The 20,606-nt window shown below is 72.4% G+C and carries 21 protein-coding genes; 13 read left to right on the top strand and 8 right to left on the bottom strand.

Annotation, left to right across the window (positions count from 1 at the left end; translation table 11 throughout):
* Positions 1-45: 45 nt before the first annotated feature.
* Positions 46-624, top strand: a complete 579-nt coding sequence (locus ACP6CK_RS27130) for a hypothetical protein (protein WP_426956452.1) — start codon at positions 46-48, stop codon at positions 622-624.
* A 155-nt stretch (positions 625-779) separates the two neighbouring features.
* Positions 780-2,573, top strand: a complete 1,794-nt coding sequence (locus ACP6CK_RS27135; RefSeq protein ID WP_426956453.1) for a thiamine pyrophosphate-requiring protein — start codon at positions 780-782, stop codon at positions 2,571-2,573.
* A 103-nt stretch (positions 2,574-2,676) separates the two neighbouring features.
* On the opposite strand, the gene ACP6CK_RS27140 is transcribed toward ACP6CK_RS27135, so the two are convergent.
* From ACP6CK_RS27140 to ACP6CK_RS27150, 3 genes are read right to left on the bottom strand one after another with little or no spacing between them, the layout of a single operon-like run.
* Positions 2,677-3,459: a hypothetical protein gene (locus ACP6CK_RS27140; protein WP_426956454.1), complete on the bottom strand. Its 783-nt coding sequence runs from the start codon at positions 3,457-3,459 to the stop codon at positions 2,677-2,679.
* Positions 3,423-3,836 carry a 2'-5' RNA ligase family protein gene (locus ACP6CK_RS27145; protein ID WP_426956455.1) on the bottom strand — a complete coding sequence of 138 codons (414 nt, stop codon included), beginning with the start codon at positions 3,834-3,836 and terminating at the stop codon, positions 3,423-3,425. Before ACP6CK_RS27145 ends, ACP6CK_RS27140 begins: the two co-directional genes overlap by 37 nt.
* Positions 3,788-4,774 (bottom strand): Bug family tripartite tricarboxylate transporter substrate binding protein, encoded by a 987-nt coding sequence (locus ACP6CK_RS27150; protein WP_426956456.1) that lies wholly within the window; start codon positions 4,772-4,774, stop codon positions 3,788-3,790. Before ACP6CK_RS27150 ends, ACP6CK_RS27145 begins: the two co-directional genes overlap by 49 nt.
* 124 nt (positions 4,775-4,898) lie before the next feature.
* Between ACP6CK_RS27150 and ACP6CK_RS27155 the strand changes: the two genes are divergently transcribed.
* The 4 genes from ACP6CK_RS27155 to ACP6CK_RS27170 are packed head-to-tail and all read left to right on the top strand — an operon-like array spanning position 4,899 to position 8,240.
* Positions 4,899-5,759: an SDR family oxidoreductase gene (locus ACP6CK_RS27155; RefSeq protein WP_426956457.1), complete on the top strand. Its 861-nt coding sequence runs from the start codon at positions 4,899-4,901 to the stop codon at positions 5,757-5,759.
* A complete protein-coding gene (locus ACP6CK_RS27160; protein ID WP_426956458.1) occupies positions 5,756-6,310 on the top strand; it encodes an RNA 2'-phosphotransferase in 555 nt (184 codons plus the stop codon). The genes ACP6CK_RS27155 and ACP6CK_RS27160 overlap by 4 nt, the downstream gene beginning before the upstream one ends.
* Entirely contained in the window at positions 6,307-7,278 is a 972-nt protein-coding gene (locus ACP6CK_RS27165) for a Bug family tripartite tricarboxylate transporter substrate binding protein (RefSeq protein WP_426956459.1), read from the top strand. The genes ACP6CK_RS27160 and ACP6CK_RS27165 overlap by 4 nt, the downstream gene beginning before the upstream one ends.
* A 5-nt stretch (positions 7,279-7,283) precedes the next feature.
* Positions 7,284-8,240: a Bug family tripartite tricarboxylate transporter substrate binding protein gene (locus tag ACP6CK_RS27170; RefSeq protein WP_426956460.1), complete on the top strand. Its 957-nt coding sequence runs from the start codon at positions 7,284-7,286 to the stop codon at positions 8,238-8,240.
* 4 nt (positions 8,241-8,244) lie between these two features.
* Here ACP6CK_RS27170 and ACP6CK_RS27175 read toward each other — a convergent pair whose 3' ends face one another.
* Positions 8,245-8,922 (bottom strand): hypothetical protein, encoded by a 678-nt coding sequence (locus ACP6CK_RS27175; RefSeq protein ID WP_426956461.1) that lies wholly within the window; start codon positions 8,920-8,922, stop codon positions 8,245-8,247.
* Positions 8,923-9,080: 158 nt separating this feature from the next.
* Here ACP6CK_RS27175 and ACP6CK_RS27180 point away from each other — a divergent pair, with 158 nt between their 5' ends.
* Positions 9,081-9,944, top strand: coding sequence for a DMT family transporter (locus ACP6CK_RS27180; protein ID WP_426956462.1), 864 nt, complete (start codon positions 9,081-9,083; stop codon positions 9,942-9,944).
* A gap of 37 nt (positions 9,945-9,981) precedes the next feature.
* Entirely contained in the window at positions 9,982-11,544 is a 1,563-nt protein-coding gene (locus tag ACP6CK_RS27185; protein WP_426956463.1) for a hypothetical protein, read from the top strand.
* Between the two features lie 39 nt (positions 11,545-11,583).
* On the opposite strand, the gene ACP6CK_RS27190 is transcribed toward ACP6CK_RS27185, so the two are convergent.
* The 4 genes from ACP6CK_RS27190 to purM all read right to left on the bottom strand — a co-directional run bounded on the left by ACP6CK_RS27190 (position 11,584) and on the right by purM (position 14,945).
* A complete protein-coding gene (locus ACP6CK_RS27190; protein WP_426956464.1) occupies positions 11,584-12,918 on the bottom strand; it encodes a tetratricopeptide repeat protein in 1,335 nt (444 codons plus the stop codon).
* Positions 12,919-13,004: 86 nt separating this feature from the next.
* Positions 13,005-13,163 (bottom strand): preprotein translocase subunit SecE, encoded by a 159-nt coding sequence (locus ACP6CK_RS27195; RefSeq protein WP_426956465.1) that lies wholly within the window; start codon positions 13,161-13,163, stop codon positions 13,005-13,007.
* Positions 13,164-13,206: 43 nt separating this feature from the next.
* Positions 13,207-13,896: a phosphoribosylglycinamide formyltransferase gene (purN, locus tag ACP6CK_RS27200; protein WP_426956466.1), complete on the bottom strand. Its 690-nt coding sequence runs from the start codon at positions 13,894-13,896 to the stop codon at positions 13,207-13,209.
* The gene (gene purM / locus ACP6CK_RS27205; RefSeq protein ID WP_426956467.1) at positions 13,881-14,945 is read right to left on the bottom strand and encodes a phosphoribosylformylglycinamidine cyclo-ligase; all 1,065 of its coding nucleotides are present in this window, start codon (positions 14,943-14,945) and stop codon (positions 13,881-13,883) included. Before purM ends, purN begins: the two co-directional genes overlap by 16 nt.
* A gap of 46 nt (positions 14,946-14,991) precedes the next feature.
* On the opposite strand from purM, the gene ACP6CK_RS27210 reads away from it, so the two are divergent.
* The 5 genes from ACP6CK_RS27210 to ACP6CK_RS27230 all read left to right on the top strand — a co-directional run bounded on the left by ACP6CK_RS27210 (position 14,992) and on the right by ACP6CK_RS27230 (position 20,593).
* A complete protein-coding gene (locus tag ACP6CK_RS27210; protein ID WP_426956468.1) occupies positions 14,992-15,783 on the top strand; it encodes a hypothetical protein in 792 nt (263 codons plus the stop codon).
* A 40-nt stretch (positions 15,784-15,823) separates the two neighbouring features.
* Positions 15,824-16,378 carry a CDP-alcohol phosphatidyltransferase family protein gene (locus tag ACP6CK_RS27215; protein WP_426956469.1) on the top strand — a complete coding sequence of 185 codons (555 nt, stop codon included), beginning with the start codon at positions 15,824-15,826 and terminating at the stop codon, positions 16,376-16,378.
* A gap of 148 nt (positions 16,379-16,526) precedes the next feature.
* Positions 16,527-17,582, top strand: coding sequence for an AI-2E family transporter (locus ACP6CK_RS27220; protein ID WP_426956470.1), 1,056 nt, complete (start codon positions 16,527-16,529; stop codon positions 17,580-17,582).
* A gap of 16 nt (positions 17,583-17,598) precedes the next feature.
* A complete protein-coding gene (locus ACP6CK_RS27225; protein WP_426956471.1) occupies positions 17,599-18,333 on the top strand; it encodes a chromosomal replication initiator DnaA in 735 nt (244 codons plus the stop codon).
* A gap of 19 nt (positions 18,334-18,352) precedes the next feature.
* A complete protein-coding gene (locus ACP6CK_RS27230; protein ID WP_426956472.1) occupies positions 18,353-20,593 on the top strand; it encodes an RNA degradosome polyphosphate kinase in 2,241 nt (746 codons plus the stop codon).
* The last annotated feature ends 13 nt before the right edge of the window (positions 20,594-20,606 follow it).

A 20,606-nucleotide genomic window follows, 5' to 3' on the forward strand; every position in this document is an offset into this window, starting at 1 on the left:
CGCCGCGTTCCCGGGCAGGCCGCGCCGGGCCTTCTGGCCGGCCCGATGACCCGGCTCCTCGTTGTCCTCGTGCTGGCGGCGGTCGTCGGGCTCTTCGCCACCCTCCCCGCGAGCACCGTCGTCCCGCTCCTGACCCTCGCGGTCATCGTAGGGCTCTTCGCATCGATCTGGTGGCTGCGCCGGACCGGGCCGGCATCACCGGATCCCTCATCCCCCGCGGTGGAGGCGGGGCGCGAGCGGATCGCGCACGCGCTCCGGGACGCCCTGGACCGCACCCCCTTCGGCCCGCATCTGGCCGCCGAGGTCTGGGACGCGCTGATGCAGCGCCCCCAGGGGGAGGGCCTGATCGTCGAGCAGCATCGCGACTACTGCGGCCACGGCCTGATCCATCGGGGCCGCGGCGTGATCCTCGCCGAGATCCAGGACGGTTATGACCCCGGCCCGCACATCGCCACCTGGACGGACCGGGACGACTTCATCTCCTTCTTCGCCCGCCAGTCCGACCTCACCTGTAGCGGCTGGGACCCCGCCGAGCCCGTCTTCCACACCGAGGACCCTTGGCGCCGCAACAACCAGCGCCTGACCCGCGCCGTGCTCCGCCGCTTCCTCCGTCGCGGCGCCTGATCCCCGCCCGCATCGTTCGCCCCATCGGATCGTGGGACCGGCCCCCTCGCGCGCAGTTCAACGCCGGAACCGAGAGGGCAGGGGGCCGCCCCGCCCCCTCAGGCGTTGTCCGACCGGCGCCGGCCGCTCCGCCGGCCAGCGCAGGACCTCCCTCAATGGCCAAGACCGTCGGCGACTTCTTCTGGGAACGGCTGCACGCCTGGGGCGTGCGGCGGGTCTTCGGCTACCCCGGGGACGGCATCAACGGCCTCCTCGCCGGCCTCCAGCGCTTCGGCACGGACAAGATCGAATTCGTCCAGGCGCGGCACGAGGAGATGGCCGCCTTCATGGCCAGCGCCCACTCGAAGTTCACGGGCGAGGTCGGCGTCTGCCTCGCGACCTCGGGGCCCGGCGCCACCCACCTCATCACCGGCATGTACGACGCCGCCGGCGACCACGTCCCGGTGCTTGCCATCGCCGGTCAGTCCGCCCGCACCGCCGTCGGCGGCCACTACCAGCAGGAGATGGACCTCGTCTCCGCGTTCAAGGACGTGGCCGGCGCCTTCGTGCAGCAGGCCATGGCGCCCGCGCAGATGCGCCACCTCGTCGACCGCGCCATGCGCACCGCCATGGGCGAGCGCCGCGTCACCGCCCTCGTCATCCCCAATGACCTGCCGGAACAGCCCTACGAGGACCCGCCCCACGCCCACGGGACCATCCACTCCGGCATCGGCTGGACGCCCCCGCGCGTCCTCCCGCGCGACGAGGACCTCCGCCGTGCCGCCGACGTCCTGAACGCCGGGAAACGCGTCGCCATCCTCGTCGGCGCCGGCGCCCTCGGCGCGGAGGAGGAGGTGATCGCCGTCGCCTCTCGCCTGAACGCCGGCGCCGCCAAGGCCCTGCTCGGCAAGGCCGTGCTGCCCGACGACCTGCCCTGGGTCACCGGCTGCATCGGCCTGCTCGGCACGCGCCCGAGCTGGGACCTCATGCAGGAGTGCGACACGCTCCTGATGATCGGCTCCTCCTTCCCCTGGTCCGAGTTCCTGCCGGAGGAAGGCAAGGCGCGCGGCGTCCAGATCGACCTCCGCCCCGCCATGCTCTCCCTTCGCTACCCCATGGAGGTCCCGCTCACCGGTGACACGGCGGAAACCCTCCGCGCCCTCCTGCCCCTCCTGGAGCAGAAATCCGACACGTCCTGGCGCGAGACGATCGCCGGCTGGAACGAGGACTGGCGGAAGCTTCTCCATGACCGCGCCATGACGCCCGCGGACCCGGTGAACCCGCAGCGCGTCATCCACGAACTCTCGCCGCGCTTGCCGGACCGCGCCATCGTCACCTCGGACAGCGGCTCCGTCGTGAACTGGTACGCCCGCAACCTGATGATGCGCCGGGGCATGATGACGTCCCTCTCCGGCAGCCTTGCCAGCATGGGCGCCGCCGTGCCCTACGCCATCGCCGCGAAGATGGCGCACCCTGACCGCCCGGTGATCGCCCTCGTCGGCGACGGCGCCATGCAGATGAACAACATGGCGGAGCTCATCACTGTCGCGAAATACTGGCGCGCCTGGAGCAACCCCACCTGGATCTGCATGGTGCTGAACAACCAGGATCTGAACGAGGTCACCTGGGAACAGCGCGTGATGGAGGGCATGCCGAAGTTCGAGGAGACGCAGAACCTCCCCGACTTCCCTTACCACCGCTTCGCCGAGCTCGCCGGCCTGCGCGGCATCGTCGTGGACGACCCGGAGAAGCTCGGAGAAGCCTGGGACCAGGCCCTTTCCTCCGACCGCCCCGTGGTGCTGGAGGTTCGCACCGACCCCAACGTCCCGCCTCTGCCGCCCCACACGACGCTGGAGCAGGCGAAGAACTTCGCCACCTCCCTCGCCAAGGGCGACCCCGACCTCGGCAGCGTGGTGAAGGACACCGCCCGTCAGGTCCTGAACGCCGTCCTTCCCGGCCGGAAACCCTGATCCCGCGCCCGATCCCCGCCCCTCTCAAAACCCTTGCCGCAGCGGAAGCGGCGTCGCGGCCCATCCACCCGCATCGAGGATCGCGGATGGGCCTTCGGAACCGTCAGCGCGCCGGTGCGAAGGGGTCGCGCTGCACCGGGGCAGGGGCGGCGGCGCCGCCCTGCGGAAACTGGGCAGCGTTCATCTTCACGAAGCAGGCGCCCCTCGCCTGAACGAGATCGTCGCTACCGGGCGGCACGGCGAAGGTCTGACCGTTGGGGAAGCGGCCGGAGCCGCGCGTCGGCTCCAGCGCGACGCTCGCTGCCCAGACGAGGCTGAGATCGTCGCTGCGCATCGGCGACCACATCTCCTGCTCCGAGAGGCGCCGGAAATCGAAGGTCAGCGGCCCGACGCCCGCCTCGATGATCGCGGAACCCGAACTGTCCGGCCCGAGCTGCCAGGCTGTGTTCGACAGATGAAGACCGAATTGCGGATTCTCGCGAGAGGCGACGTTGTGGGCCGGGTGCACGAACAGGACGGAGACCTGCCCGGCCGGAACGATCGAGGAAAGGATACATCGGGCCGGATGGTCCGGTGCTGCCATATCCTGCTGCATGCGTATCAGCCAATCACCGACCTGCCAGCGCTCCAGTCCAACGAAGGCTGCCGCGGCTGGTGCCACCGCGGCGGCGCTCAGGCCGGCGGCGAGAAACAGGGCTTTGAGCATCAGCACCTCTGGCGACGGCCACGTCGTCGGGCCGACGCGAAAGACAATCCCGGTGCGGTATCGAAAGCAAGGGTTCGGCCTCCACGAACCCGTTCGGTCGGTGCCATTCGGCGCCGGATGACGTAGCTTTAACCGGACGGATATCAGCCCGTACCCGAAGGCTGAAGCGCGCAACCCCACAGGACACTCACGGGCCGGAACCGCACCAGCTCGACGCGGTCCAGGCGCCCTTCGATCGGACCGTCCCACGCCGACATCGCGATCTCGACAGCCCGAGCCGCCGTGGTCACGCCCGCCTGGCTCAGCGTGACGTGGGGCACCCAAGACCCGGGACGGTAATGCGGATGCACCGGGAAGGGCGCCAGGGCGGTGCAGAGCGAATCGTGAAGCGAGAGCAGCCGCACCGTCACCGCGGGCGCGGCCCAGACAACAGGCGGACCCCCGGGGAAAACGCCCAGCCCGGCGATCAGAAGAGGAAGCGCCTCCCAAGGAGCAAGGAGCTTGATTTTCAGCTCACATCCAGGGATAGCCCCTCCCGCCGGACCACCTCGCCCCACTTCGCCGTCTCGTCCCGCACGAAGCGCTCGAAGGTCGGCACATCGCTCGCCGCCGGCACCCCGCCCATCTGCGCGAACCGGCTCTGGTTCTCCGGCGCCCCTACCAGCGCCCGGATCTCCTCGTTCAGCGCCTCCACCACCGGCCGCGGCGCCCCCGCCGGCAGGAACATCCCGAACCAGGTGGACACGTCATAGGCCGACAGCCCCGCCATTGTCTCGCGCACCGCCGGAAGCTCGGGCAGCTGCGGATTGCGGTCCGCGCTCGTCACCGCCAGTGCCTTCACGCGCCCGGCGCGGATCTGCTCGATCGCCGTGGTCAGGTTGTCGAACATGAAGTGGATGTTGCCCGCCACCAACTCCATCATCGCCGGCCCGGCCCCACGAAAGGGCACGTGCGTCGCCTCCACCCCGGCGAGCTGGCAGAACCACACCGCCGACAGATGCGGCGACTGCCCCACGCCGGGCGATCCATAGGCCAGCCGCCCCGGATTTGCCTTCAGATGCGCGACCAGACCCGCCACGTCGTTCGCGGGAACCGAGGGATGGATGACCAGCACGTTCGGCCCGCGGATCATGTTGGACACCGGCTGCAGGTTCTCCGGCCGGTAGGGCATGTTGCGGAACAGGGAATAGGCGATCGCCTGCGGCCCGATATTCCCGGACAGGATCGTCTGTCCGTCCGGCGCCGCCCGCGCCACCTCCTGCGTCCCGATGATCCCGCCGCCGCCGGACTTGTTCTCCACCACGGCCTGCACGCCCCAGCGCCCCTGCAGGTGCGCCGCCAGCAGCCGCCCCATGATGTCGGTCGTCCCGCCCGGCGCCGCCGGCACGACGATCCGCACCGGCCCCGAGGGACGCCACCGCCCCTGGGCCGTGGCGGCGCGGGCCACGAAGGGCAACGGCAGCGCGAGCAGCGCCGCGCGGCGGGTGATGGCCATGGACGGTCCTCCCAGACCTCTTTCGGCCGAGCATGGCGCCACCCCGCCGCGCCGTGAAGCGCCGACCGATGGACACCCCTCCATCCCCCCGTCCATCCTCCCGCCAACGAGCAGGAGACGCCCCGTGTTCCAACCCGACCTCCTGGCCGGCAAGCGCATCCTCGTCACGGGCGGCGGCACCGGCCTCGGCCGGAGCATGGCCGAGCGCTTCGCCGCCCTCGGCGCCGCCCTCGTCCTCGCCGGCCGCCGCGCCGAGGTCCTCTCCCGCACCGCCGCCGAGATCACCGCCGCCACCGGTGCCCGCGTGGACACCCACGCCGTGGACGTGCGCGACCCCGCCGCCGTGGACGCGATGATGGAGGCGATCTTCGCGGAGGACGGCGCTCTCGACATCCTGGTGAACAACGCCGCCGCGAACTTCATCGCCCGCACGGAATCCCTCTCTCCGCGCGCGGCCGACACGATCCTGAACATCACCCTACACGGCCCGCTCTACTGCACGCTCTCGGCCGGCCGCCGCTGGATCGCGCAGGGCAGGCCCGAGGGCGCCCCGCGCGTGGTCCTGAACATCCTCGCGACCTATGCCTGGCACGGCAGCGCCTATGTCGTGCCCTCCGCCATGGCGAAGGCGGGCGTGCAGGCGATGATGCAGTCCCTGGCGGTCGAATGGGGCCCGAAGGGCATCCGCCATGTCGGCATCGCCCCCGGCCCCTTCCCGACGAAGGGCGCCTGGGACCGCCTGCTCCCCCGCCCCGAGATGGCCGGGTACTACGAGACCCGCGGCCCCCTCGGCCGCCCCGGAAAACACGAGGAACTCGCCAACCTCGCCGCCTATCTCGTCTCCGACGGCGCCGCCTACGTGAACGGCGACTGCGTGACCATCGATGGCGGCCGCTGGCTGAAGGGCGCTGGCAACTTCTCCTTCCTGGAGGACCTGACCGAGGCCGACTGGGAGCGCGTCCGCAGCCAGGGCCGCGGCGGATGACGAAGCCCGACCTCGGCCGCGCCAGCCGCTTCCTCGCGCTCGTCCTCCGCCACGATCCCGCCGCCGCCGGCGTGACGCTGGACCAACAGGGCTGGACCGATGCCGGGGCCCTGCTGCACGGCCTGCGCGCCCGCGGCCACGATCTCACCGCGGACCACCTCGCCACCATCGTCGCGACCGACGCGAAGGGCCGCTACAGCCTCTCGCCCGACGGGACCCGCATCCGCGCCAACCAGGGCCACAGCGTCGTGGCGGTGAGCCTCGACCACCGGGTCGAGACCCCGCCCGACCACCTCTACCACGGCACGGCCGAACCGAATCTCGCACCGATCCTCGCGGGCGGCCTGCGCCGCATGTCCCGCCACCACGTCCATCTGAGCCCGGACCGGGACACCGCCCTGACGGTCGGGCGCCGCCACGGCCGCCCCGTGGTGCTCCGCGTGCGGTCCGGCGACATGGCCCGCGACGGCCACGTCTTCCTCCGCAGCGAGAACGGCGTCTGGCTGACGGACCACGTGCCGCCGCAGTTCCTGGAGGTGGAGAAGGGATGAGCCGCCTGCGCCGGGCCCTCGCGGCCGCCTTCGCGCTTCTCCTGCCGGCCGCCGCCGAGGCGCAGGACTGGCAGCCCGATCGCCCCGTGCGCTTCCTGATCGGCTACCCGCCCGGCACCGGCCCGGACGTGGTCGGCCGCCTCGTCGCCCAGGGCCTCGCGCGACGCCTGAACGGCACGGTGGTGGTCGAGAACCGCGCCGGCGCCGGCGGCGTCATCGGTGCGGATGCCGTCGCCCGCGCGACGCCGGACGGCTACACGATCGGCCTGATTCCCGCCGCCCCGCTGGCCGTGAACCCCCATCTGATCGCGCGCATGCCGTTCGACCCGCTGCGCGACGTCTCGCCCATCGCCCCGATCGCCGCCGCGACCAGCGGCCTCGTCGTCCATCCCTCGGTGCCCGCGAACACCGTCCCCGAACTCCGCGCCTGGCTCGGGGCGCAGGGCGGCCGCGTGTCCTGCAACGGCTCCACCATCGGGTCGCTGCTGCACATGGCGATGGCGATGACGATCCGCGAATGGGGCGCCGACTGCCCGCTGGTCCACGCCGCCGCGGGCGCGCCCGCCGCCACGGACACGCTCGCCGGCCGCATCCCCGTCCTGTTCGACAACCTCTCCGTCGTGCGCGGCCCCGTCGCTGCGGGCCAGCTCCGCCTCCTCGCCGTCACCTCCGCCGCCCGCAGCCCCGCGCTGCCCGACGTACCCGCCATGTCCGAGTTCATCCCGGGCTTCGAGGCGGTCTCCTGGTTCGGCCTCTTCGCCCCGCGCGGCCTTCCCGACGCCCCTGCCGCGCGCCTCGAACGCGAGATGGTGGCGGTGAAGGCCGACCCGGAGACCGTCGCCCGCCTCGCCAACCTCGGCGTGGAGCCCCTGCCGGGCGGCCGAGAGGCCCTGGCCACCCGCCTGCGCGAGGAGCACGCCCGCTGGGGGCGCGTGATTCGCGAGAACAACATCCGCCTGGAGCAGTGAACCCGATGCGCCTCCTCGCCGCCCTCGCCGCCACGATCCTTCTGGCGGGCCCTGCCGCGGCGCAGACTCCGTCCGCGGCCCAGCCCCCCATCCGCCTCATCGTCGGCTTCCCGCCCGGCGGCGGCATCGACCTGCTGACGCGCGTGATGGGGGAGGGGCTGGCCGCCCGCCTCGGCCGCACCGTCGTCGTGGAGAACCGCACCGGCGCGGGCGGCAACATCGCGGCCGACGCCGTCGCGCGCGCCGCGCCCGACGGCAACACCCTCGGCGCCGTGCCGGCGGGGCCGCTGGTCATCAACCGCCACATCTACCGGCAGATGCCCTTCGACCCTCTGACGGACCTGACGCCGATCAGCCGCTTCGCCGCCATCCCCGTGATCTTCCTGGCGGCGCCCAACGCCGGCATCACGGACATCGCCAGCCTTCGGACGGCGCTGGAGCGCGGCCCCGTCCCCTGCGGCACCCCCGGCGCGGGCACCACGCAGCACCTGGCCGTGTCGCTGCTGATGCGCGCGCTGGAGAAGGAGTGCACCATCGTCCACTACCGCGGTACCGGCCCCGCCCTGCCGGACCTGCTGAACGGCACGATCACCCTCTACACCGACACGGTCGTCACCGGCCTGCCGCCGGCCCGCGACGGCCGGGCGCGCGCCATCGCCATCGCCTCCCCGGCGCGCGTGTCGCTGGCCCCCGACATCCCCGTGGTGGCCGAATCGATCCCGGGCTTCGCCGCCGAGACCTGGCTCGCGCTCATGGCCCCGCGCAACCTGCCGGAGCCGATGGCCGCTCGGCTGGAAGAGGCGATGATCGCCATCGCCCGCGATCCCGCCGTCGCCGCCCGCCTGCGGGAGCTGGCGGCCGAGCCCGTCGGCTCCACCCGCGCCGAGTTGGCGGAGGCGATCCGCCAGCAGGACGCGATGTGGGGCCCGGTCGCGCGGGCCGCGAACGTGACGGCGGATTAGGCCTTCAGCAGTCCGTGCAGCTCAGCAGCGGCTGCCCGTGCTCCATGCACATCTGCACGCCGCCCTCCACCGGCTCGTTGCGCGGCGGCGGCGTCGTGCTCGCCGTGCCGCGCATGTTCACCTTGGCGTCGCCGAGGCTCCGGTTCATCAGCCGGAGATAGGCCATGATGTCGGTCGGCTCCCACCCCGTCTGCTTCGAGAAGAAGTCGATCGAGCCAAGCTTGCCCTTCGTGCCAAGCTTTTTCACCGACACATGCTTGTCCGACCCGCCGGCGCGCAGCGCCCGGATGACGGTGGTGGAGCAGTTCTTCTTCAGGCTGTGGTAGGACGCCGTCTCATAGGCATAGCCGCGCCACCAGGTCTCGATGGCCCCGGTGTTCAGCACGCCGTTGGCGATCTCCACCACATCGTCGGGCGGCCGCCCCTCGGCATGGTTGTCCGCCTGCAGCGTCGGGTTGCAGCGGTGCTTCACCTTGTAGATGTTCGTGGTGCCGATCAGCTTCCCGAGCATTTTCGCCATCGTGGGATGCTTGTTGCGGTCCACCAGATAGTCCCGCTCACCGTCAGCGGAGGGCCACCAGGAGATGTAGGGCCCGCTCTCCACCTGGAGCGACGAGTGGCCCCAGGCCGCGCCCGTGCCGCCCCGGACATGGTTCCACGAATAGACCCAGACCTTCGCCACTGACCGGACTCCCTCCGCGGCCGGCATCCCCACCGGCCCTTCAGTCGACATATTGAGACAATGCTTGCCAAGTTAGCAACGTCGTCCTCGCGGCGCCGTGCGATTCCGGGCGATGGCGGGTGGGTGGCGCGGTGCCGGCCATGCCATGATGGCCCTCGATGTCTCCCGCCCTCTCCGGCCTCCTGTTCCAGCTCTCGGCGCTGGTGCTTTTCGTCGCGCTCGACACGGTGACGAAGCTGCTGACCACCGAGTACCCGATCCCGCAGATCGTCTTCTGCCGGTTCCTTTTCCACATGATCAGCGTGGCCCTGGCGCTGCGGATCGCGACGGGACGCCTTCCCTGGCGCAGCCGGGCGCCGGTGACGCAGACCGTCCGCAGCCTCACGCTCGTGATGGCCAACGTGCTCTTCACCGTCGCCCTCGCGCATGTGCCGCTGGCGGACGCCGCGGCGGTGTCCTTCGCCTCGCCGTTGCTGACGGTGGCCCTCGCCGCGCTGGTCTTGAAGGAATCCGTCTCGGCCCGCCGCTGGGCCGGCATTGCGGTGGGCTTCCTCGGCGTCCTCGTGGCGCTCCGCCCGCCCTTCCTGACCGGGGAGGAGCCGCCCCACTGGGCCCTGATCCTGCCGCTCGGCACGGCTGCGGTCTTCGCGGGCTACCAGATCCTGACCCGCAAGCTGGCCGCGGTGGATGATCCCCACACCACCATCCTGCACACGGGCATCGCGGCGGGCCTCGTCACTGCCGTCGTGCAGCCCTTCGTCTGGACGCCGCCCACCGGGCTCGGCTGGGCACTGCTCGCGCTCGCCGGCGTCTTCGGGGCGGCGGGACACTTTCTCCTTGTTCAGGCCTATTCCCGGGCCCCGGCCAGCCTGCTGGCGCCGATGACCTACACCCAGCTCGTCTGGTCCACCCTATCCTCCGCCCTCGTCTTCGGGGACTGGCCGGACGGGTGGACCCTGCTCGGGGCCGCCATCATCGCCGGCGGCGGCATCCTCGTGGCGCTGCCAGGGCGGCGCCCGTGATCCGGCCCTCCACCACCACGCGACGCGAGATCCCGCGATGAGCCAGATCCACCTCGACCGGGCGGACCGCCTGCATCTCGACGGAAAGCTCGCGGAGGCCGTGCACGCCTATCGCGAGGCCGTCTCCGCCGACCGCTCTTCCTTCGACGCCTGGTCCGGCCTTGGCCACGCCGCCGCCGCGCTGCTCGAATACGGGGAGGCGATCCCGGCGCTGCGGGAGGCGCTGAACCTCCGCCCCGGGGAGGCGCGGCTGCGCGTGAACCTCGCCAAGGCGCTCTTCGCGATCGGGTACGTGTCGGAGGCGATGCGGGAGAACGAGCGCGCGATCCGCGAGGGCGACGCCGCCGCGCGCGCCGCCGCGGTCGCCAACGCGGCGATCATGGCGCCGGGCGACCCGGAGCTGGACCACGCCGCCGTCCTGCATTCCCGCGCCCGCTGGGCCGCCGCGGAGGCCGCCTCCGTCACGCCGCTGCGCGCCGCCCCGGCGCCCGGACCGCGGCTGCGGATCGCCTATTACGGCTCCTTCTTCGACCGGCCGAATTGGATGAAGATGTACATGGGCGTCATCAACGCCCATGACCGCGACCGCTTCGAGGTCAACCTCATCTGCGACGGCGCCGCGCCCTGCGCCGAGGCCGGTTACCGCGACCACGACAACGACCGCATCTGGGAGGTGACGGGCATGCTCAACGCCGACCTCGCGCGTCACGTCGCGGAGGCCGGCATCGACGTGCTGGTGGACCTGAACGGCTATAGCCACCCCGCCCGCCTGCCGCTGCTACTGCACCGCGCCGCGCCGGTGCAGATCGCCTGGAACGGCATGTACGGCACGACGGGCTTCCCGCATCTCAACGCCCTGGTCGGTGACGCGCGAAGCATCCTGCCGGAAGAGGAGCGCTTCTGCTCCGAGCCCATCCTCCGCGTCGCGCAGACCTACCTGCCCTTCACCTTCTTCTACGAGGCGCCGCCGGTTGCGCCGCCGCCGATGCTGCGGGAGGGGCAAGTCACCTTCGGCAGCCTCAACTCCGCCTACAAGCTCACGCCGAAGACGCTCTCCGTCTGGTCTTCCATCCTGCGCGCTGTGCCGGGCTCGCGCCTGCTGCTGCGGAACCGCGGCCTGGATGCGGCGAGCAACCGCGCCGACCTGCTTTCCCGCTTCGCCGCCGGGGGTATCCTGCCCAATCGCCTGACGCTTGAGGGCGGCGGCACCCATGACGAGTTCCTCCGCACCTATGACCGCGTGGACCTCGCGCTCGACACCTTCCCCTACAATGGGGGCACAACGACCGCCGAGGCGCTCTGGCAGGGCGTGCCCGTCCTGACCACCGTCGGGGACCGCTGGGCCGGACGCACCAGTCGCTCCCTCCTCGTCGCCGCCGGCTATGAGGAGGACGTGGCCGCGGACGAGGACGCGCTGGTGGCTCTGGCGGTGCGCCTCGCCGCATCGCCCCAGCATCTGGCGCGGCGCCGCGCCGGGCAGCGCGCCGCCGTCGCCGCCAGCCCGGCCTGCGACCCCGCGGGCCTGTGCCGGGAGCTGGAGGAGATCTACCGCCGCACGGCCGAGGCCGCCTTTCGGCGCCGCGCGGCCGCACCCGCCTGACCGGACGGGTCCGGGGGAAGGCCCCGGACCCGTGTCGCGCTACGCCGCCAGTTGGTGCGTCAGCACCGTCGCCCGTCGCGCCCAGGCGAGGTTGAGCGGGCTCTCCGGCTTCGCGGCCAGCCGCTCCGCCGCCATCGTCTCGGCCATCCGGGCATGGCCCATTCGGATCGCCGCCTCGGTGAGCGTCCAGGAGAGGATGTCGCGCTGCGCGTGGCTGCCGCCGAAGCGGTTGGCGATGCCGCGGATGGGCAGCAGCGCCTCGAGGCAGCCGGCGTAGTCGCCGCGCCCGAAGGCCGCGAAGCCACGGCAGGCGGGCAGGCCCACGTCCCGCGTCATCATGCCGTTGCCGCCGACCGCCCGCGCCGTCCGCTCCATGTTGGACAGCAGCGCCGCCTGCGCATCCACGTCGCCGGCGCCGATGAAGGCCATCATGGCGTGCAGGTCGTTGAAGGCCATGTAGCCGTGATCGATCCGCGTGCGCCAATCCGCGGCCAGCGCGGTCCAACGGTCACCCACATCTGCGCCCATCAGCCAGACGCGCCAGAGCAGAGCGGAGGCGTCCACCATCTGCTGCGCCGCGACGAAGCCGCCGAAGGACACCGCCTCGTCATACAGGCGCAGCGCGCCGTCGGTGTCGCGCCGCTCCAGGTGGAAGAGCGCGAGGTGCCACCAGTTGTGGTAGGCGAACATGCTGTTCGGATGCCATCCCGCGCTCGTGCCGCGCAGGAAGGCGGCGCCCTCCTCGGCGCGGCCGGTCATCTCCAGCACATGGGCGACGGCGTGGGCGGCCCAGCCATCCTGCGGGTTGAGGGACAGGCCCTCCCGCCCAGCGGCCTCGGCGCGGTCGTACTGGCCGCACTCCTCCAGCCCGAAGGCGTGCATGCCCAGCACGTAGCCGCGGCCCGGCATGCCCTGGCCCCAGTGGGGCAGCACCCGCGCGACGCGGTCCCGCAGCATCTGCGACTGTCCGAGCGCGAAATCCCCGATCTGGGCGAGCTGCGTCGCCAGCAGGTCGCGCGGGTGCTCGATGGCAACGCGGCCCCAGGTCTCGACCGCGCCGGAGAAGTCGCCCTCCGACCAGCGGCGCGACGCGGCCAAGTGGCCGCGCTCCCGGTCATTGGCGATGGGGAGCAGCGGCTCCGCCTTTTCCAGCGTCGCGCGCAGCTCCGGCTCGAAGGCCTTGTCGAGCGCGGTTGCGAGGGCACCGGCCCGCAGCGCGAGCGCCATCACGCAGTCCGGGTGCTCCTCCAGCAGCGCGTCCACGTCGGCGATGGGATCGGCCTGGTAGGCGTGCAGCTTGTCGGTCGCGCGCTCCAGCGCCGGAACCGCGTTCGGGGCGCAGGAGAGGGGGTTCCCCAGGGAGTCCGTGGTCATGGTCCGTCCTTCCGTGTTCGGATGGACGGAGTGCCATCAAGCCGCCATCTCGGCCCTGTCCCGCGGGGGACAGGACCGGCGGAGGGTCAGCCGAAAAGAACCTTCAGCGCAATGAGAAGCAGGGCGATCAGCACGATCCCCCAGGTGGCGGAGCGGGTGAACATCGCCCAGCCGTTCTGGCGCTCGGCCAGGATGTCCTTGGCGTCCACCGCCACGTAGTCGATGTGCTGTTCCGCTTCGGCCATGGCCCTGCCCTGGATCTTGGCCGCCCCGGGGGCGGGACGGCGGTCAGGCCTTCCGTGTAGGAAGGGGAGGGGACGCGGGCAAGGGGCTGCGCAGGGACTCCTCGGTGGCCGGGGCGTCCACCACGGCCCGGCCGCCCTCCAGCCGGGCGGCGCCGGCGGCGACCCAGGCGAGGGCGGCGGGATAGAGAAGGTGCTCCTGCGCCAGCACGCGGGCCGCGAGGCTCGCCTCGTCGTCATCGGCGCGCACGCCGATCGCGGCCTGGGCGATGATGGGCCCCTCATCCACGCCGGGCGTCACGAAGTGAACCGTGCAGCCGTGCAGCCGCACCCCGGCGGCCAGGGCCCGGACATGGGTGTCCAGCCCGGGGAAGACGGGCAGGAGGGAGGGGTGGATGTTGATCATCCGCCCGGCCCAGCGGGTGACGAAGCCCTCGGTCAGCACGCGCATGAAGCCGGCGAGCGCTACGATCTCCACCCCGTGCGCGTCCAGCGCCGCCTGCACGGCGGCCTCGAAGCCCGCGCGGTCGCGGCCGAAGGGGCGACTCTCGACCACCGCCGTGGGAATGCCGGCCGCGCGCGCCCGCTCCAGCCCCGCCGCTTCGGCGCGGTTGGACAGGACGAGCGCGATCTCCGCCGGGTAGTCCGGGTCCTGGGCCGCCCCGATCAGCGCGCCGAGGTTGCTGCCCCGGCCGGAGATAAGGACCGCGACGCGCCGCCTCACGCGCCGGGCCACGTGGCCGAGAGGTTCTCCATCCGCACCTGGGCCTCGCCCCCGGCCGACTCGATCCGGCCGATGCGGTGCGCGGTCTCGCCGTGCTCCGCCAGCAGCGCGGCCGCGGCCTCCGCGTGCTCCGCGGCGACGACGATGGCCATGCCGATCCCGCAGTTGAAGACGCGCAGCATCTCCTCCGGCGCGACATTGCCGATCCGCGCCAGCCAGGCGAAGACCGGCGGCACGGGCCAGGCCCGGGCGTCCAGCACCGCTTCCGTCCCCTCCGGCAGCACGCGCGGGAGGTTGCCGACGAGGCCGCCGCCGGTGATGTGCGCGGCCGCCTTCAGCAGCCCGGCGCGGTGCAGGGCGAGCAGCGGCTTCACGTAGATCCGCGTCGGCTCCAGCAGCGCCTCGCCGAGCGTGCGGCCCGATGCGAAGGGCGCGGGATCACCCAGCCCGGCATTGCCGCCCGCCACGATGCGGCGCACGAGCGAGAAGCCGTTAGAGTGCACGCCGGAGGAGGCCAGCCCCAGCACCACGTCGCCCGCGCCGACATCGCCGCGCGGCAGCAGCGCGCCCCGCTCCGCCGCGCCGACGGAGAAGCCCGCCAGGTCGTAGTCGCCCTTCGAATACATCCCAGGCATCTCGGCCGTCTCGCCGCCCACCAGGGCGCAGCCGGCCTGGCGGCAGCCCTCGGCGATGCCGGCGACCACCTCGGCGGCCTGGGCCACGTCCAGCGCGCCGGTCGCGAAGTAGTCGAGGAAGAAGAGCGGCTCCGCCCCCTGCACGACAAGGTCGTTCGCGCACATCGCCACGAGGTCCACGCCCACCGTGGCGTGGTGCCGCGCCTCGATCGCCAGGCGCAGCTTCGTGCCCACCCCGTCCGTGGAGGAGACGAGCACGGGGTCGGTGAACCCGGCCGCCTTGAGGTCGAACAGCGCGCCGAAGCCGCCCAGCCCCCCCATGGTCCCGGCACGGTCGGTGGAGCGGGCCAGCGGCTTGATCCGGTCCACCAGCGCGTCCCCGGCCTCGATGTCCACGCCGGCGTCGCGGTAGGTCAGTCTGGTCATGGCGGCCCCTGATCGGCTAATCCTGAGGGCCAGCAGAGGAATGCCGATGCCCAGGTCAGACGGTCGCGGAAACCATCACGTCCGGGCGCCCCGCGCAATCCGGGCCGCGCTCCTGTCCGCCATGCTCCTCTCCCCGGCCGCCTTCGTGGCAGCCTGGGCGCCGCCCGCCGCGGCGCAGGACGACCCCTATGTCCAGCGCGGCGTCCCGGCCGAGGCGACCGCCGAGAACGCCGTGGTGGCGCGGGAGCGCGCCATGGCCAGCGCCCAGCGGATCGCCTATGGCCGCATGGCCGCCGCGACCGGCCGCTCCGCCAGCGCCTCCCAGTCCCAGATCGAGTCCATGGTTCAGTCCATGGTGGTGGAAGAGGAGCGGACCACCCGGAACGGCTATTCCGGCCGCTTCACCGTGCGCTTCCGCGGCGCCGGCCGCTCGGCCCCGGCGGCGCCCGCTGCCTCCGGGGACGCCGCCGCGCAGCCCCGCCCGTCCTCCGAGCCGCGCCCCCGCAACCCGGAGGACGCGGCCTATGTCCCGCCCTCCGGCGTGCGGCCGCTCCTGCCCCTGACCGCCTATCTCGACGCCGCCACCCGCTTCGGATCGATGAACGAGTGGATCGACCTCCGCCGGCGCCTCCTCGCCCATCCGGCGGTGGGCAGCGTGGACGTCGTCTCCATCTCGACCGAGAGCGCGCGTCTCCGCCTAGGCCTGCGCAGCCCGCCGAACGTGGCGGCGGAGGAACTCGCCGCGGGCGGCATCCTCCTCGCCCAGGCGGCGGGTGGGCCCCCCGGCGCCCCGAACAGCGCCCCCGTCTGGCGCGTGGGCCTTGCCGGAGGGCCCTGACCGGGGCGCCGCCCCGCCGTCCAACCGCCCCGAATCGGCGATGGCGGAGCGGCCCGCTGGCCAGCTCTTCACCGTCCCGAACATCATCACCCTCGGCCGGCTCTGCGCCGTGCCGGCGGCGGTGTGGCTGATCATCCAGCACCGGCTGGACCTCGCCTTCTGGGTCTTCGTCGGCGCCGGCGTGTCGGATGCGGTGGACGGATGGTGGGCGCGGGTCCGCAACGCCCGCTCCTTCCTCGGCGCCGTGCTGGACCCGGTGGCGGACAAGGCGCTGCTCGTCTCGGTCTACGTGGCGCTCGCGGTGGTGGGGGTGCTGCCGGACTGGCTGGCCATCCTCGTCGTGTTCCGGGACGTACTGATCGTCGGCGGGCTGATGGTGCTCGCGCTGCTCGGCACGCGTCCGGCGATCCGGCCGCTTCTCGTGTCGAAGCTGAACACCTTTCTCCAGATCGCCCTCGCCGGGATGGCGCTGCTGCTGTCGGGCTTCGGGCTGGATGGGGGATGGCTCCTGCCGGCGCTCGTCTGGTGCGTGGCGGGCAGCACCATCGCGTCGGGCGCCGCCTATGTCCGCGACGCCTCGCGCATCGCCACCTGAGGTGAAGCCGCCGGCGCCCCGCCCGCCCGGGCCGTTTCCCCCGGTGGTGCCGGCCCCGCTTCCGCCGGCGCCGCCCGCGTCGCGGCCGGTCCTCTCCGCGCCCCGCGCGGCGGGGGCCGGCGCGCGCACGGCTACGCGCGGACAGCGCGTGGCGCTCGTCGCCGGAGTGCTGGCCGCCCTCGTCTTCAGCCTGTGGTTCTTCGCGGCGATCCTCACGCCCTTCGTGCTGGCGGTCTGCATCGCCTACTTCCTCGACCCGGTCGCCACGCGTCTCGCGCGGATCGGGGTGCCGCGCTCGCTCGGCGCGGGGCTGCTGATCGCCGGGCTGCTGGCCCTGGCGCTGCTCTCCCTCGTGCTGCTCTACCCGCTGCTGATCTCGCAGATCGGCGTGCTTCTCACGCAGCTCCCCGCCTATGTCGCCCGGATCGGGGAGGCGCTGACCGACGCCCTGGCGGCCGCGGAAGAGGCGATGGCCCCGATGGTGCTGGACCCCCGGCTGAAGGATCTCGCCGTCCAGCAGGTCGGCTCCATCGTCGTCTGGCTCGGCACCTCCGCCACCCGGCTCATCGGCGGCGGCTACGCGCTGTTCAACGTCTTCACCTTCGTCGTGGTAACGCCGATCGTCGGCTTCTACCTGCTGCGGGACTGGCCCCGGCTGATCGGTCGGGTGGAGTCCTGGCTGCCCCGGCGCAACGCCGCCGTGCTGCGGCAGCTCGCGCATGACACGGACCGCGTGCTCTCGGCCTGGCTGCGCGGGCAGTTGATCTGCTGCGCGATGCTGGCGGTGTATTACGCCCTGGCGCTCTCGGCCGTGGGACTCGAGCTGGGGCTGCTGGTCGGGCTGCTGGCGGGGATGTTCACCTTCATCCCCTATGTCGGGTCCTTCACCGGCATGGCGACGGCGGTGCTGCTGGCGATCGGTCAGTTCGGCACGGCCCGCGGGGTGGCGATGGTGGTGGGGGTGTTCCTGGTGGGGCAGATCGTGGAGGGCTACATCATCTATCCCCGCCTGCTGGGAGACCGGGTCGAGCTGCACGCGGTCTGGGTGATCTTCGCGCTCTTCGCCGGCGGCGTGGCCTTCGGCTTCCTCGGCGTGCTGCTGGCGGTTCCGATCGCGGCGGCCATCGGGGTGCTCGCCCGCTACTGGCTGCGGCGGTACCTGGAGAGCCCGCTCTACCTCGACCCGCCGCGGACCGGTGGCTGAGGCGGGGGGAATAGGCGTGGCGCGTCAATTGCCCCTGCCGCTGGTGGTGCGCGCGGAGCCCGAGGCGGACCCGATCCTCGACGCGTCCAACGCGGTGGTCCGGACCTGGCTGGCCGATCCGGAATCCTGGCCGAACGGACGACTCGCGATCTACGGGCCGGAGGGGTGCGGCAAGTCGGCCTACCTCGCCCTCGCCTCGAAGCGCCTGGAACTGCAGCGCCTGCACGGCCCGGACCTGCGCGGCGTGCCGGAGGGGGCGCCGACCGCCCTTGACGACGCCGACCTCGTGGCCGAGGAGGCGGCGCTGTTCCACCTCATCAACGCCTGCGCGGCCGGGGGGCACCTGCTTCTGCTGGCGGGCCGCCTGCCGCCGGCGCGCTGGACGGTCCGGCTGCCCGACCTCGCCAGCCGCCTGCGGGCCACCGTGACCGCGGAGCTGGAGCGGCCGACGGACAACCTTCTCCGCGCCCTGCTGACCCGTCACTTCGCCGCGAGGCAGCTCCGGGTGGAGGCGGTCATGCGCGACTGGCTGATCGCTCGGCTCCCGCGCGAGCCCGCGGCCATGGCCGAGGCGGCCGCCCGGCTGGACCGCGCCGCCATGGACCGGGGGCGGCCGATCACCCGCACCCTCGCCCGCGCCGCCCTCGCCGGGCTGCTGGGGCCGGAGGAGCACTCCCGTCCGGGCGCGTCAGATGACGGTTCCGTGGAACCTTCCGGCCCTGCCCCCGCTTCCATGGGCAGCCTTCTCTAGCCCCTGCTAGTAAGCGACCATGGACACGATCACCGAAGCCCGGAAATCCGGTCCCGCCCCGGCCGCCGACCCTGTCCCCACCCCGCCAGGGATGTCGGACCCCGGGCGGTTCATCAACCGCGAGCTCTCCTGGCTCGCCTTCAACGAGCGCGTGCTGGACGAGGCCGCGAACGACCGGCATCCGCTGCTGGAGCGGCTGCGTTTCGTCGCGATCTCCTCTGCCAACCTGGACGAGTTCTACTCAGTCCGCGTGGCCGGGCTGGTCGGGCAGGAGCGGGCGGGGATCGGCGCCGTCTCGCCGGACGGGCTGACCGCCGCGCAGCAGCTCGCCGCCATCCATGAGCGGGCGGGCGCCCTGATCCGGCGGCAGCAGGATGCCTGGCGCGACCTGCGCGGCCGGCTGGAGGCCGCGGGCGTCGTCCTGTGCAACCCCGCCGACTTGACCGAGGAGGACCGGGAGTGGCTGTCCAGCTGGTTCATGGACCGGGTCTTCCCGGTCCTCACCCCGCTGGCCGTGGACCCCGCGCACCCCTTTCCCTTCATCGCGAACCTCGCGCTCTGCCTCATGATGAAGCTCGTTCGGGAGGAGGACGGGGGCACGATGCGCGCCCTGCTGCCCTTGCCGCCCCAGATCGAGCGCTTCATCCGCCTGCCCTCGGACGGCCTGGCCCGGGCCGACGGGGTGCGGGAGCCCGCGCGCTTCGTGCTGCTGGAGGAGGTGATCCTCCTCAACCTCAAGCGCCTCTTTCCCGGCTTCATCCTCGCGGAGCGCGGGCTGTTCCGCCTGATCCGCGACACGGACGTGGAGTTCGAGGAGGAGGCGGAGGACCTCGTCCGCTCCTACGAGACGGCGCTGAAGCGCCGCCGCCGCGGCGTCGCCATCCGGCTCTCCGTCACGCACGACACGGCGCCCGACATGGTGGACCTCGTGGCGGAGGAGCTGGACGCGCCCCGCGCGGAGCTCTTCTCCATCGACGGCCTGCTCGGCCTGTCGGACCTGACGCAGCTCATCACCGACGACCGGCCGGACCTGCTCTTCACGCCCTACACGCCGCGTTTCCCGGAGCGCATCCTCGACTTCGGCGGGGACTGCTTTGCCGCGATCCGGACGAAGGACATCGTCGTCCACCACCCCTATGAATCCTTCGACGTGGTCGTGCAGTTCCTGCGCCAGGCGGCGCGCGACCCGGCGGTGGTGGCGATTAAGCAGACGCTCTACCGCACCTCCCGCGACAGCCCGATCGCGCGCGCGCTGATCGAGGCGGCGGAGGCAGGCAAGTCCGTCACCGCCATGGTGGAGCTGAAAGCCCGCTTCGACGAGGAGCGCAACATCGCCCTCGCGCGCATGCTGGAGGCGGCGGGCGTGCAGGTCGTGTACGGCTTCGTGGACCTGAAGACCCACGCGAAGGTCTCGCTCGTCGTGCGGCGGGAGGCCAGCGGGCAGGGCACCGCACTCCGCTCCTACGCGCATTTCGGCACGGGCAACTACCACCCCGTCACAGCGCGCATCTACACGGACCTCTCCTTCTTCACCACCGATCCCGGGCTGACGCGCGACGCCGCGCGCCTGTTCAACTACATGACGGGCTACGCGCGGCCCGAGCGGATGGAGGCGCTCGCCTTCTCCCCCCTGACGATCCGGCCAACGATCATGGGGCTGATCGAGGCGGAGATCGCCCACGCGCAGGAAGGCCGCCCCGCCGGCATCTGGCTGAAGATGAACTCCCTGGTGGACGAGAACCTGATCGACGCGCTGTACCGCGCGAGCGAGGCGGGGGTGAAGGTGGAGTGCATCATCCGCGGCATCTGCTGCCTGCGGCCCGGCGTGCCCGGCCTCTCCTCCAACGTCCGGGTGAAGTCCATCGTCGGCCGCTTCCTCGAGCACTCCCGCGTCCTCGTCTTCGGCAACGGGCACCGGCTGCCCTCCCGCCGCGCCCGCGTCTTCATCTCCAGCGCCGACTGGATGGCCCGCAACATGGAGTGGCGGGTGGAGACGATGGTGCCGGTCGAGAACGCGACCGTGCACGCGCAGATCCTCGACCAGATCATGGTCGTGAACCTGAAGGACCGCGCCCAGTCCTGGGAGTTGCACGCGGACGGCGCTTACCAGCGGCTCGACCCCGGGGCGCAGCCCATCTCCGCGCATGAGTATTTCATGACCAATCCTTCCCTCTCCGGCCGCGGCAGCGCGCTGCACCGCACCGTCCGTCCCGCCGGCGTCGCCCGCGGGCGACGGCCCGACCGCGTGGCGCAGGACTGAACCGCTTGGACCT

Source organism: Muricoccus radiodurans (assembly GCF_050154705.1).
GTDB lineage: Bacteria > Pseudomonadota > Alphaproteobacteria > Acetobacterales > Acetobacteraceae > Roseomonas > Roseomonas radiodurans.

What these genes read in the sequence shown, in the direction of transcription:
- ACP6CK_RS27210 (WP_426956468.1), top strand. Translation starts at nt 14,992, where the DNA reads ATGCCCAGGTCAGACGGTCGCGGAAACCATCACGTCCGGGCGCCCCGC.
- ACP6CK_RS27215 (WP_426956469.1), top strand. Translation starts at nt 15,824, where the DNA reads ATGGCGGAGCGGCCCGCTGGCCAGCTCTTCACCGTCCCGAACATCATC.
- purM (WP_426956467.1), bottom strand. Translation starts at nt 14,945, where the DNA reads ATGACCAGACTGACCTACCGCGACGCCGGCGTGGACATCGAGGCCGGG.
- ACP6CK_RS27190 (WP_426956464.1), bottom strand. Translation starts at nt 12,918, where the DNA reads ATGACCACGGACTCCCTGGGGAACCCCCTCTCCTGCGCCCCGAACGCG.
- ACP6CK_RS27150 (WP_426956456.1), bottom strand. Translation starts at nt 4,774, where the DNA reads ATGGCCATCACCCGCCGCGCGGCGCTGCTCGCGCTGCCGTTGCCCTTC.
- ACP6CK_RS27165 (WP_426956459.1), top strand. Translation starts at nt 6,307, where the DNA reads ATGAGCCGCCTGCGCCGGGCCCTCGCGGCCGCCTTCGCGCTTCTCCTG.
- ACP6CK_RS27195 (WP_426956465.1), bottom strand. Translation starts at nt 13,163, where the DNA reads ATGGCCGAAGCGGAACAGCACATCGACTACGTGGCGGTGGACGCCAAG.
- ACP6CK_RS27130 (WP_426956452.1), top strand. Translation starts at nt 46, where the DNA reads ATGACCCGGCTCCTCGTTGTCCTCGTGCTGGCGGCGGTCGTCGGGCTC.
- ACP6CK_RS27185 (WP_426956463.1), top strand. Translation starts at nt 9,982, where the DNA reads ATGAGCCAGATCCACCTCGACCGGGCGGACCGCCTGCATCTCGACGGA.
- ACP6CK_RS27170 (WP_426956460.1), top strand. Translation starts at nt 7,284, where the DNA reads ATGCGCCTCCTCGCCGCCCTCGCCGCCACGATCCTTCTGGCGGGCCCT.
- ACP6CK_RS27230 (WP_426956472.1), top strand. Translation starts at nt 18,353, where the DNA reads ATGGACACGATCACCGAAGCCCGGAAATCCGGTCCCGCCCCGGCCGCC.
- ACP6CK_RS27160 (WP_426956458.1), top strand. Translation starts at nt 5,756, where the DNA reads ATGACGAAGCCCGACCTCGGCCGCGCCAGCCGCTTCCTCGCGCTCGTC.
- ACP6CK_RS27135 (WP_426956453.1), top strand. Translation starts at nt 780, where the DNA reads ATGGCCAAGACCGTCGGCGACTTCTTCTGGGAACGGCTGCACGCCTGG.
- ACP6CK_RS27180 (WP_426956462.1), top strand. Translation starts at nt 9,081, where the DNA reads ATGTCTCCCGCCCTCTCCGGCCTCCTGTTCCAGCTCTCGGCGCTGGTG.